This window comes from Azospira oryzae, assembly GCF_004217225.1.
Lineage (GTDB): Bacteria > Pseudomonadota > Gammaproteobacteria > Burkholderiales > Rhodocyclaceae > Azospira > Azospira oryzae.
The window spans coordinates 363,410-375,730 of record NZ_SHKM01000001.1 but is presented as its reverse complement, the minus strand read 5'-3'; the positions used below and the strand labels follow the sequence as shown (position 1 = coordinate 375,730).

The window sequence follows — 12,321 nt, the reverse complement described above, 5'->3', positions numbered from 1 at the left end:
TGTGTGTAGCGAAAATCGTTATTGTATATGGCGCTTTTCACTACATCCCCAGCTTTCGCGCCCCTATTCCCACGGCATCCGGTTTTTAGAACATCGGCGTAGGACAGGCGCCTAATCGTCGTTTCCGGACAGCGGCGTTTGTCGGGACGGGCCCAGTTTCGGCTAGAATCTCCGCAGCAGATTTGCTCTGCCTTAAAAAAACAACGAGCAGGCATGCCGTCCGGCGCCTGTGGAGGAAGACACCATGACTACCGGAAAACCCGTTTCCATTCGTACCAAGTTCCTCTGGCTCACCGGCATCACGGTCCTGAGCCTGGTGGTGCTGTTCGCCGTGGTGCTGGCCACGGAAAAATCCCTGCTCATGCAGGATCGCCAGGAAAAGGTGCGCAACCTGGTGGAAGTGGCCCACGGCCTGGTGGCCCACTACGACAAGCAGGTCCAGGCGGGCAAACTGAGCAAGGAAGAAGCCCAGCAGGCCGCCATCGCCGCCATCAAGGACCTGCGCTACGACAAGATCGAGTATTTCTGGATCAACGACCTCAACGACCTGATGGTGATGCACCCCATCAAGCCGGAGATGGACGGCAAGAAGCTGGACCAGCTGAAGGACAAGGCCGGCAAGTACCTCTTCCGCGAATTCAACGAGACGGTGAAGAAACAGGGCGCCGGCTTCGTCGACTACCTGTGGCCCAAGCCCGGCTTCGAGGACCCGGTGCCGAAGATCTCCTACGTCAAGGGCTATGAGCCCTGGGGCTGGGTCATCGGCAGCGGCATCTACACCGACGACGTGAACGCCATCTTCAAGCAGGAAGCCATCAAGTTCCTCATCTGGGGCCTGGCCATCGGCGGCCTCATCAGCGTCTCCCTGTTCCTGGTGCGGCGCAGCCTGCTGCGCATCCTGGGCGGCGAACCCCACGAGGCCACGGTCATCACCAAGCGCATCGCCGCCGGCGACCTGACGGTGGACATCCGCACCGAGGCCGGCGATTCCACCAGTCTCATCGCCAGCATGAAGGAAATGCAGGAAACCCTGCGCAGCATGATCGGCAGCATCGTCGGCGGCGCCGAACAGCTGTCCACCGCTGCCGCCCAGCTGATGCGGGCCTCCGAGGAAGTTACCGGTTCGGCCCGGGAGCAGAGCGAATCCGCCGCCTCCATGGCCGCCGCCATGCAGGAGATGACCGTGAGTATCGACCAGGTGGCGGAAAACGCCCGGGAAGCCCACGCCATCAGCACCCAGTCCGGCGACTATTCCCAGCAGGGCACCGTGGTCATCCACAACGCCGCCCAGGAAATGCGCCAGATCGCCGAAGCGGTGCAGGCCTCCTCCTCCATCATCGAAGAGCTGGGCCGCCAGTCCGACCAGATCACCTCCATCGTCAACACCATCAAGGAAATCGCCGACCAGACCAACCTGCTGGCCTTGAACGCCGCCATCGAGGCGGCCCGGGCCGGGGAACAGGGCCGGGGCTTTGCCGTGGTGGCCGACGAGGTGCGCAAGCTGGCCGAACGCACCAGCCTGTCCACCCAGGAAATCGCCGACACCATCAGCAAGATCCAGGCGGGCACCCGCAACGCCGTGGCCAGCATGGAACTGGGCGTGAATCAGGTGGACAAGGGGGTGGAACTGGCCAACGAGGCCGGCGAATCCATCAACAACATCCGGGACGGCGCCCAGCGGGTGACCCAGGTGGTAAACGACATCACCAATTCCATCAAGGAACAGAGCACCACTTCCAGCGACATGGCCCAGAGCATCGAGCGCATCGCCCGCATGTCCGAGGACAGCGCCAACGCCATCGCCCACACGGCCGAGGCGGCGCGCCACCTGCAGGAACTGTCCCTGGAACTGCACGGCTCGGTGAGCCGCTTCAAGACCCACTGAGGCGTCACCGCCGACCACGCCAAGGCCGCCTGCGGGCGGCCTTTTTCATGGGGCAGGCCAAAGACTCCCAATGACTGAAGCACCACCGCACCCCGTACCTGCCATGGTCGTCCGGCGTCGGCCGGAGACCGGCAATCCCCCATGAAAAAGCCGCCTGACGGCGGCTTGATCAATCCCTGTGACGACCATCAGCCGCCCGAGCGTTATTGGCCAGTATCTGCAGCAGGCTCTCCAGCAACGGCAGGTGCCCCGGCCTCGGAGGGGGCCGACGACACCACAGCTGGTACCGTATCGGTGGGTTCCTCCGCCATTGCAACCGCCCCGGTTGCCAATCCCAGCTTGCCCTGCAACTCGGCCGCACAACGCTTGGCGATCTCCCGGGAAGCATTCTGCAGGGCGCCGAACTCATCCCGTTCCCATTCTTCCTGGGGCATCTTCTCCCCGTATTCGCCCTGGCAGGACTCCTTGAAGTAGATCGTGTCGCTTTCCTTCTGGTAGAGCTGCACGCTGACGTTGTAGCGCAGGGTGTAGTCGCTAGACAGCATGGAATAGTCGAGTTGCCACTGGGGCTGGGAAACCGTCAGTTGCAGGTCGGCGGCAGAAGCACTGCGCTCAGCGCCGGCGGTGGCGATATTCAACTGCGGCACCTGGGACAAACTGGCCAGGAGTTCTTGGCTGACAGCCAGGACCGGCCCCTCCTTCGCCACCTGAGCCCGAGGCTTGGCCGCCTGGGCCTCGGCGGCACTGATGACAGCACTATTCACGTTCTGGCTGAAAGTGGTGGCTATCTGCATATTGGCCTGCATCTGCTGGGCACTCGCACCCGGGTTGGTTGTGCCCGAGGCCATGGCACTACCGGCCACCAAGCCGAGCAGAAAACCGCCGACCTCGGCTCCCTTGGAGCGGATATGGAGCAGATTTCCCTGGACCTTGAATACCACCGGAGCTGAATGCAATTTTTCCAGCAGGGCGTCACCCTGCAGAGGTTGGCTGGCGGGACCGAACAGGCCCGCAGCGGCAGGCTGGCTGAAGGTAACGGCGAAGGCGATACAGGAAGCGGTAAGAGAAAAGCGGTTCATGGCGGGGTGGCCGCGGCAGCGAAAGCGGCGGCAGAACAATTGGACCCGGGCATCATATCAACTCATGACATTTGCACAATTCGGGAACAAACGGACTTGCCGGACCCCGGCGACGCCACCCCAGGCAACAACGAAACCCGGGCTGGTGGCCGTGAACAAAAAAAAGCCGCTGCAGATTTCGTCACTCCCTGGAAAGGAAGACGGGACGGGCATCCTGGGCATGGCATGCCGGAGAGCGGCGTCCTGCCTATCTCCTGGAGTGGCTTATTTGCCGCCCTTCTCCCAGCGGGCGGCGGCGGAGTCGTCCGTTTCCCGGGCGTCCACCCAGCGGGCGCCGGCGGGGGTCACTTCCCGCTTCCAGAACGGGGCCCGGGTCTTCAGGTAGTCCATGATGAACTCGCAGGCGGCGAAGGCCTCGCCCCGGTGGGCGCTGCTCACCGCCACCAGGACGATCTGGTCGCAGGGCTGCAGGGTGCCGACCCGGTGGATGATGCGGGCGCCGAGGATGTCCCAGCGTGCCCTGGCCTCGGCGACGATGGCCTCCAGGGCCTTTTCCGTCATGCCCGGATAGTGCTCCAGGGCCATCTCGGAGACGCCGCTGCCCTCGTTCATGTCCCGCACCAGGCCGACGAAGGCGGCCACGGCGCCGACGCCGGGCTGGCCGGCGCGCAGGGCCGCGACTTCGGCGGACAGGTCGAAATCCTCTTGCTGCACGCGGACGCTCATGTTCGCTCCTTCAGGGAATCAGCCGCATCAGCCGCCGGTGACCGGCGGGAAGAAGGCCACTTCGTCGCCGTCGTGCACCGGGGTGTCGGCCCGGGCCATGTCCTGGTTCACCGCGAAGCGCAGGTTCTTGGTGGTCAGCAGTTTTTCCCAGTCGCCGCCCCGGGCCGCCAGGTGGGCCCGCAGGGCGCCCACGTCGAGCAGGTCGAGCGGCGGCGAGACTTCCTCGGCGGCCGTGCCCAGGGCTTCCCGCAGGCCGGCGAAATAGAGCACCTTGATCATGACGGAACCTTAGCCCAGGAGTTCGGAGAAGGAGAGGAAGCGCACGGTGTCGCCGGCCTGGATCACCTGCCCCGGAGGATTGTCGATGAGGCCCGTGGCTTCCACCAGGGAGGCCATGACCCCGGCGCCCTGATGGCGGTAGAGGGCCACGGAGCCTTCGGCGGTGAGGCTGGCACGGAGGAATTCGCGGCGTTTGTCGGCCTTCTTCCACTCGCCAGCGGCCGGAAGGGAGTAGGCCCGGGGGGCCACCTCGGTAGCGCCCTGGCTGCGCAGGATGAAGGGCCGCACCAGCATGAGGAAAGTGACGAAGGCGGAGACCGGATTGCCCGGCAGGCCGATGAAGGCGGCGCTGCCCTGCCCCGCGCTTTCGCCTTCGCTGCGGCGCACTTCGCCGAAGGCCAGGGGCTTGCCCGGCTTGATGGCGATACTCCACAGGTTGAGGCTGCCTTCGGCTTCCACGGCGGGCTTGACGTGATCTTCCTCGCCCACGGAGACGCCGCCGCAGGTCACCACCAGATCGGCGGCGTCGGCGGCTTCGCGCAGGGCAGCCCGGGTGGCTTCCAGGCTGTCGGGCACCTGGCCCAGGTCTTTCACTTCGCAACCCAGGCGTTCCAGCAGGGCGACGATGGCGTAGCGGTTGGAGTTGTAGATGGCCCCTGCCGGCAGGGGCTGGCCCGGCATCACCAGCTCGTCGCCGGTGAAGAAGGTGGCCACCCGCAGGCGGCGATACACGGGCACTTCGGCCAGGCCGACGGAGGCGGCGAAGGCCAGCTGGGCCGGCCCCAGGCGGGTGCCGGCGGCGAGGATGCGGGCGTCCTTGGCCACGTCTTCCCCGGCCCGGCGGATGTTCTCCCCGGCCTTGGGCACGTGCTGGAAATTGACCCGGCCTTCGCCGGCATGCTCGCAGCGTTCCTGCATGATGACGGCGTCGGCGCCGGGAGGCACCGGGGCGCCGGTGAAGATGCGGGCGGCGGTGCCCGGTTCCAGGGTGGTGCCGACGGAACCGGCGGGAATGCGTTGGGAGACCGGCAGCACGGTGCCGGGCACGGGAATGTCGGCGGCGCGCACGGCGTAGCCGTCCATGGCGGAGTTATCCAGGGGCGGCACATTGACCGTGGAGGTCAGGTCCTGGGCCAGCACCCGGCCGGCGGCGGCCTGGGTGGGCAGCCAGCGAACTTCGCTGACGGGCTTGGCAGCGGCCAGCAACTGGGCCAGGGCGTCTTCAAAACTGAGCATGGGCGTCATCCTTGGAGTCTTGGCTTTACATCATCGCTGTGGGTGCTTGAAATAGTCCATGACGAAAGCGGCCACCGCTTCCGCATCGTTCACGTCGAGTACCGGCAATGCGGTGTGCACCGGGCTGTCGGTAGCCACGGCGACGATGTGGTGATTTTCAGGATACAGGGGCGCCTTGCCGTTGGCGGCCCGATACACCTCGATTTTCGGTATCGCTTCCTGCTTGAAGCCTTCCACCAGCACCAGGTCGCAGGGGGCGAAGCGGGCCAGGTGTTGGGCCAGGGTCGGCTCCGCCTCTTCCCGCAGTTCGTGCATGAGGGCCCAGCGGCTGCCGCAGGTGACCATCACTTCGCCGCAGCCGGCCTGCCGGTGGCGGTAGGAATCCTTGCCCGGGGTGTCCAGGTCGAAACCGTGGTGGGCATGCTTGATCAGGGAGACTTTCCAGCCCCGGGCGATGAGCCGGGGAATGACCTGCTCCACCAGGGTGGTCTTGCCGGAGCCGCTGGTGCCGGTGAAGCCGAAAACCCGAGGGGGACGCACTTCCTCCGCCATCACTTTTCCTCCCGGCAGGGCACGGCGAAGACGGCGGCAAAACCGCCGCCGGCAGTGCGGAAATTGGTGGTCTGGCCCTGGTAGAGGCGGGCCGCGGCCAGCTGCACCTGGCCCTGGTAGGCGTAGGCGCGGATGTCCAGCTTCAGGTGGGCGTGACTGTCGCCGGCGGCGGGGCCGGAGAAGACGCGGCGCTCCGAGGGGGGCACCAGGGCCTGGGCCACGTAGGCGGTGCCGTCGTCCTGGCCGGCGGCGAGGATTTCCTCGAACACCCGCTTGGTCAGCTTGTCGCCCCGGTAGGCGGCGCGGCTGCCAAAACCGGCGGCGGGCTTGAAGAACCACTGCTTGCGCTGGCTCCACCACTGTTCCCCCTCCGCCGCCCGCACCAGGCGGGTGGGAGGAATGGTGGCGGCGAAGATGCGGCGGCAAGCCTCGGGCACGCCCAACTCGGCCAGCCGCTGCGGGTCGGAGAGCAGCACCAGATTGCGCTTGTCGGCAAAGAGGGCGTGGGCCCGGGGATGGGGCGTGACCACGGCGGCACCGGCCAGGTAGGCCTCTTGCAACGGCGCGCTGGCCGGCTCTTCCAGGGCGAAGTCGGTGAGGCGGTTATAGACCAGGTCCACCGGCTGGCCGCCGTGCCACAGCACACCGTCCCGGTAGGTGAATTCGCCGGGGTCGGCCACCACGGCGGCGATGCCGGCGGCTTCGAAGAGACGGCGGAACAGTTCGAATTCGGGGGCCAGGTACTGCTCCGCCGGCGCCGTATCGACGATGGCGATGCGGCGCAGGGGCGCATCGCCCCGGGCCAGGCACCATTCCTCGCGGAACATGGCGAGGAAGGCGGCTTCCACCCCGCCGGCCTCCGGCAGGAAGTGGCTGACGGTGGCGCAGCAGGCGCGCTGGGCCCGGGCCAGCTTGGCGTTGAGCAGGCCGCCGCCGGCGTTGGTGTTGATCTCGATGAGGCGGGGACCGTCCACGGTGAGGTGGAAGTCGTAGCCGAGGAAGACGCCGGCGTTGGGCGGGGCGAAGCGGGCGCTTTGGGGTGCCCAGGCCAGCACCGCTGCCTGGTAGGCCGGCAGGTGCGCCACCTCGTCCACCGCCGCGGCCAGCTCGGCCATGGCTTCCAGGTGGGCCTCGCCGACGAAGACCATGGTGTCGGAAAAGAGGTGGGGCCGGCTCTCGCGCAGCGCCCGGTAGAAATCGCCGTTGCCCCCCTCCCCTTCCAGCTGGGCCTCCAGGGCGGCGTGGTCCAGGGCCAGGCAGGCGCAGTCCCGGTTGAGGTGGGCGGCGGCCTCCCGGCAATCCGGGGAAAGCTCGTCGAGGCGGGGAACGGGAGGCAGGATGGCGGCCGTCATGGGGTCAATTGGGCTGGAGGGCGGCATAGAAATCCAGGACTTCGATCAAATCCCGGGTCCGCTTCATGGGCGGCAGGCTGCGCCAGACGCGCTTGCCGTAGGGTTTGGTGATGAGCCGGGGGTCGCAGATCATCAGCACGCCCCGGTCCGTCTCGTCGCGGATGAGGCGGCCGGCGCCCTGCTTGACGTTGATCACGGCCCGGGGCAGCTGGTATTCCATGAAGGCGCTGCGGCCTTCCTTTTCCATCTGTTCCACCCGGGCTTTGAGCACCGGGTCGTCCGGCGGGGCGAAGGGCAGCTTGTCGATGACCACCAGGGAAAGGGCCTCGCCGCGCACGTCCACGCCCTCCCAGAAGCTCTGGCTGCCCACCAGGACGGCGTTGCCGAGGCGGCGGAAGCGTTCCAGCAGCTCGGTCTTGCTGCCTTCGCCCTGGAGCAGCAGGGGCATTTCCAGGCCCTCGTCCTCCAGCTTGGCGGCCAGCAGTTCGTGGGTGCGGCGCATGGCCCTGAGCGAGGTGCACAGGAAGAAGGCGCCGCCGCCGCAGGCCTTGAGGGCGGGCCAGGCGGCCTCCACCACGGCTTCGGTGAAGCCGGGCAGGTTGGGATCGGGAATGTCCCGGGGGGCGTAGAGCACGGCCTGCTGGCCGTAGTCGAAGGGGCTTTCCCAGCGGGCCGATTCGGCGTCCCACAGGCCCAGCTCGTTGCAGTAGTGGGAGAAGTCGGCCTGCACCGCCAGGGTGGCGGAGGTGAAGATCCAGGCCCGGGGATGGCCGTCCAGCTGCTTGCGGAAGAGGCGGGCCACATCCAGGGGCGTGGCGTTGAGCTGCAGGGAATGGTTGAAGGCCTCGCCCCAGCGCACCACCCCGGGCTGCTCCTGGCGCCACTGGACGAGGCGCTGCAGCAGTTCGCCGTTGCGCCGCCAGCAGTTCTCCAGGCCCTCGCTGCGCTCGGCCTGGTTTTCCAGGATGGCGTTGAGCAGCTCCAGTTCCTTTTCCAGGTTGGCAAGGCCGTCGAGGAACTGGGCGTTGCCCTCGAGCTGGCCCCAGGCATAGCGGGCCGGCTCCACGGCGACGGTGAGGCGCAGGTCCTTGGCGGCCTTGTCCACGATGCGGGTGGCCTCCTGCAGGTCGAGGCAGTCCCGGGCGCTGGCCAGGCCCTCGCTGCGGGCGTCCCGGGCCAGGTCCAGGACCTGGGAGGTGGAGAAGCTGTCGCCGAAGAAGAGGCTGGCGGTTTCCGGCAGCTGGTGCGCCTCGTCGAAGATCACCGCGTTGCAGGCCGGCAGCAGTTCGGCCATGCCTTCGTCCTTGAGCATGACGTCGGCGAAGAATAGGTGGTGGTTCACCACCACCACGTCCGCCGAAAGGGCTTCCTTGCGCGCCTGCAGGACGAAGCATTCCTTGTGGTGGGGGCACTCCTGGCCCAGGCAGTTCTCCCGGGTGGAGGTGGCCATGATCCAGGCCGTGGCGTTTTCCGGCACGTCCAGGCACTCGGCCTTGTCGCCGCTACGGGTTTCCTTGGCGAAGCGGGCGATCTTCTGGATGTAGGCCACGTCCTCCCGGTTCTGGAAGCGGCCGTCGAGCAGGGAGCGGTCCAGGTGGTAGGGGCAGACGTAGTTGGCCCGGCCCTTGAGCAGGGCCACCTTCACCGGGGCCTTGAGGGCGGCGCGGACGGTGGGGATGTCCTTGTTGAAGAGCTGGTCCTGCAGGGTCTTGGTGCCGGTGGAGACGATCACCTTGCCGCCGGAAAGCAGGGCCGGCACCAGGTAGGCGTAGGTCTTGCCGGTGCCGGTGCCGGCCTCGGCCACCAGCATGCGGTTGTCGGCGATGGCGGCGGCGATCTTCTCGGCCATCTCCACCTGCTGACTGCGGGTGCGGTAGCCGGGGATGTTGGCGGACAGGGGGCCGCCCGGCTCGAAAACGGCGGCGGTATCAGCGACGAGATGGGGAGAGGCGAGCATGGAGGCGGGACCGAAACAGGGTGCCAATGCTACCAGAAAGCCGGCCCGCCGCCTGCGCCGGCCGCAGGGCCGCACCCGGCGCAGGCCTTGCTCCCCGGGCTGCCGGGCGGAGCGCCGGAGGCCGGCGCCGTCCGGGTTTCCCCACGACTGCCGCATATAACTATAGTAATATTCGCGCTCGAAATTCCGCCGCCGTTCCCCGTGTCTCTGGTCATCAACGAAAAATCCCTCCCCCGCCTGCAGCTCATCGGCATGCTGACCCTGGTCCTGGTATTCACCCTGGGCCTGGGCATCCACTTCACCCTGCAGCACGAGCGGGATTTCGAGGCCAGCCTGGCGGCCCTGGAGGCGGAAACCCTGGCCCAGCAGCAGTCTCTGCTGGAGGCCGAGGTGGATTCCAAGCGCAACTACCTGGAGTTCGTCCGCTCCCGTACCGAATCGGTGCTCAAGACCAGCCTCAAGGTCCAGGTGGACCAGGCCCTGCGCCTGGCCGAGGCCATCTATGCCCAGGAAAAGGGCAAGCGCCCGGAAAAGGAAATCCGCCGCCTGGTGGTGGAGGCCCTGCGCCCCTTGCGTTTCTTCGACGGCCGAGGCTATTTCTTCATCGACGACCTGGCCGGCAACTGCGTCCTGCTGCCCACGGCCCCGGGCCGGGAAGGCAGCTCCCTGCTCGACAACCGGGACGACAGCGGCCACTACATCATGCGCGGCCTGATCGAGGCGGGCACCCGGGGCGACGGCTATTCCCGCTACCGCTGGTACGCCCCCGGCAACGAGAAGGAAATGGCCGACAAGATCGCCTACGTGCGCCGCTTCGAGCCCTTCGGCTGGCTCATCGGCGCCGGCGACTACCTCTACCAGATGGAGGCGGACCTGCAGCGGGAGGCCCTGGAGCGCCTGCGTTCGGTGCGCTTCGCCCACGACGGCTACCTGGCGGTGCTGCACGAGAACGGCAACATCCTCATCACCCCCGCCAACCCGGGCATCGAAGGGCGCCGCCTGGACAGCCTGGGGGGCAGCGACGAGCAGCGCACCATCGCCCGCATTCTCGACCTGGCGCGGCAGGGCGGCGGCCCCATCCGCTACGACTGGATCAACCCGGCCACCGGCAAACTGTCGCCCAAGCTCTCCGTGGTGCGGCCGGTGGAATCCTGGGGCTGGGTGCTGATCGCCGGGGTCTACCTGGACGACCTGCAGGAAGACCTGGCGCGCCGCCGCAGCTCCCTGGAATCGGGGGTGCGCCAGCACATCAGCACCACGGCCCTGGTGCTGGCCGTCGCCGCCGGCGCCACCCTGCTCTTCTCCTTCTTCTTCTCCGGCTGGCTGGCCCGCCTCTTCCGCCAGTACCGGGAGGACCTGGACAGCCGCAACGCCCAATTGCTGGAGAACGCCCGGGAACTGAAGCTGGCGGCCCAGGTGTTCGAGAGCGGCAACGAGGGCATGGTCATTACCGACGGCGACAACCGCATCATCACCGTGAACCAGGCCTTCACCCGCATCACCGGCTACCGGCCGGAAGAGGTGGTGGGGCAGAACCCGGCCATCTTCTCCTCCGGCCGCCACGACGCCGACTTCTACCGGCAGATGTGGCACCAGCTGCGGGACACCGGCGCCTGGTCCGGCGAGATCTGGAACCGGCGCAAGGACGGCTCCCTCTACCCGGAGTGGCTCAACATCAGCAGCGTACGGGACGAGGGCGGCCAGGCCAGCCACTACATCGCCGCCTTCTCCGACATCACCGAGCGCAAGGCGGCCGAGGCCCAGGTGCGCCACCTGGCGGAGTACGACGCCCTCACCAACCTGCCCAACCGGGTGCTGCTGCAGGACCGCCTGGGCCAGGCCATCGCCGCCGCGCGGCGGGCCGGCAGCTGCCTGGCCCTGCTCTTCCTCGACCTGGACCGCTTCAAGAACATCAACGACTCCCTCGGCCACACCGTCGGCGACCAGGTGCTGTGCCAGGTGGGCGAGCGGCTGCTGACGGCGGTGCGGGCCAGCGACACGGTGAGCCGCCTGGGCGGCGACGAATTCGTGCTGCTGCTGCCCCAGCTGGAAAGCCCGGCCCAGGCCGCCAGCGTGGCGGAAAAGCTGCTGCACACCCTGGCCACGCCCCTGGCCATCGACGACTACGAGCTGGCGGTGACGCCCAGCATCGGCATCGCCGTCTTCCCCGAGGATGGCGAGGACGGCGACACCCTGCTGAAGAACGCCGACGCCGCCATGTACGTGGCCAAGGAAAGCGGGCGCAACAACTACCAGTACTTCACCGCGGCCATGAACGCCCGGGTGTCCCAGCGGCTGCTGCTGGAAAACAACCTGCGCCAGGCCCTGGCGCGCCAGGAACTGGCCCTGCACTACCAGCCCCAGTACGACCTGCACAGCGGCACCCTGGTGGGCTGCGAGGCCCTGCTGCGCTGGCGGCAGCCGGAGCAGGGCCTGATCCCGCCGGACCGCTTCATCCCGGTGGCGGAGGAGACGGGCCTGATCCTGCCCATCGGCCAGTGGGTGCTGCGGGAAGCCTGCCGCCAGGCCCAGGCCTGGCAGGACGCGGGCCTGCCGCCCCTGGTGGTGGCGGTGAACATTTCCGCCGTGCAGTTCCGCCAGGCCAACCTGGCCGCCCTGGTGCAGGAAGCCCTGGCCGCCAGCGGCCTGTCGCCCTGCTGGCTGGAACTGGAGCTGACCGAATCCATGCTCATGGAAGACGGCGAGCGCCACACCCAGACCCTGGCCCAGCTCAAGGCCATGGGCATCCGCCTGGCCCTGGACGACTTCGGCACCGGCTATTCCAGCCTGGCCTACCTGAAGCGCTTCTCCCTGGACAAGCTGAAGATCGACCGCTCCTTCATCCGCGACCTGCCCCAGGATGCGGAGGACGCCGCCATCACCACCGCCATCATCGGCATGGCCCGGGACCTGGGCCTGGAAACCCTGGCCGAAGGGGTGGAGACGGAACAGCAATGGTCCTTCCTCGCCGAGCGGGGCTGCGCCCAGATGCAGGGTTTCCTCCGGGCCCGGCCCATGCCGGCGGACGAGATCACCGCCCTCCTGGGCCGCCACCGCAGCGCCACGCCCGCGAACGACTGAGGACGCCGCAGCGGCACCTGCCCCGGGAGGCAGGCAGGACGGACCTGGGCGCCACCCCATGCCGGAAACGACCGTCCCTGCTGGGTTTCAGGCAGGTCGTTGGTGGCGCACCGCTTTCCGCGACGTCCCGCCATGGACGAAATCAAAGCCCCAAGCCGGGGCGTTTGTGGGCGG

Annotated in this window: 9 protein-coding genes; 2 read left to right on the top strand and 7 right to left on the bottom strand. The window is 67.6% G+C overall.

Annotated elements, in window-relative coordinates; genetic code table 11:
- Positions 1–244: 244 nt before the first annotated feature.
- Complete coding sequence (locus EV678_RS01735) at positions 245–1,885, top strand: methyl-accepting chemotaxis protein (protein ID WP_014237216.1); 1,641 nt, start codon at positions 245–247, stop codon at positions 1,883–1,885.
- Positions 1,886–2,088: 203 nt separating this feature from the next.
- Here the strand turns inward: EV678_RS01735 and EV678_RS01730 are convergent, their stop codons facing one another.
- From EV678_RS01730 to EV678_RS01700, 7 genes are all read right to left on the bottom strand, one after another.
- Positions 2,089–2,964: a hypothetical protein gene (locus EV678_RS01730; RefSeq protein ID WP_130458288.1), complete on the bottom strand. Its 876-nt coding sequence runs from the start codon at positions 2,962–2,964 to the stop codon at positions 2,089–2,091.
- 264 nt (positions 2,965–3,228) lie between these two features.
- Positions 3,229–3,690, bottom strand: coding sequence for a molybdopterin synthase catalytic subunit MoaE (gene moaE, locus EV678_RS01725; protein ID WP_014237214.1), 462 nt, complete (start codon positions 3,688–3,690; stop codon positions 3,229–3,231).
- Positions 3,691–3,717: 27 nt separating this feature from the next.
- Entirely contained in the window at positions 3,718–3,969 is a 252-nt protein-coding gene (gene moaD / locus EV678_RS01720) for a molybdopterin converting factor subunit 1 (RefSeq protein ID WP_014237213.1), read from the bottom strand.
- A 9-nt stretch (positions 3,970–3,978) separates the two neighbouring features.
- Positions 3,979–5,205 carry a molybdopterin molybdotransferase MoeA gene (locus EV678_RS01715; RefSeq protein ID WP_172974702.1) on the bottom strand — a complete coding sequence of 409 codons (1,227 nt, stop codon included), beginning with the start codon at positions 5,203–5,205 and terminating at the stop codon, positions 3,979–3,981.
- A 30-nt stretch (positions 5,206–5,235) separates the two neighbouring features.
- Positions 5,236–5,757: a molybdopterin-guanine dinucleotide biosynthesis protein B gene (mobB, locus tag EV678_RS01710; RefSeq protein ID WP_130458286.1), complete on the bottom strand. Its 522-nt coding sequence runs from the start codon at positions 5,755–5,757 to the stop codon at positions 5,236–5,238.
- Positions 5,757–7,109, bottom strand: a complete 1,353-nt coding sequence (locus EV678_RS01705) for a hypothetical protein (protein ID WP_130458285.1) — start codon at positions 7,107–7,109, stop codon at positions 5,757–5,759. The genes mobB and EV678_RS01705 overlap by 1 nt, the downstream gene beginning before the upstream one ends.
- Positions 7,110–7,113: 4 nt before the next feature.
- Positions 7,114–9,066 carry an ATP-dependent DNA helicase gene (locus EV678_RS01700; RefSeq protein WP_130458284.1) on the bottom strand — a complete coding sequence of 651 codons (1,953 nt, stop codon included), beginning with the start codon at positions 9,064–9,066 and terminating at the stop codon, positions 7,114–7,116.
- Between the two features lie 201 nt (positions 9,067–9,267).
- Here EV678_RS01700 and EV678_RS01695 point away from each other — a divergent pair, with 201 nt between their 5' ends.
- A complete protein-coding gene (locus EV678_RS01695) occupies positions 9,268–12,147 on the top strand; it encodes a bifunctional diguanylate cyclase/phosphodiesterase (protein WP_207222144.1) in 2,880 nt (959 codons plus the stop codon).
- Positions 12,148–12,321: the final 174 nt, after the last annotated feature.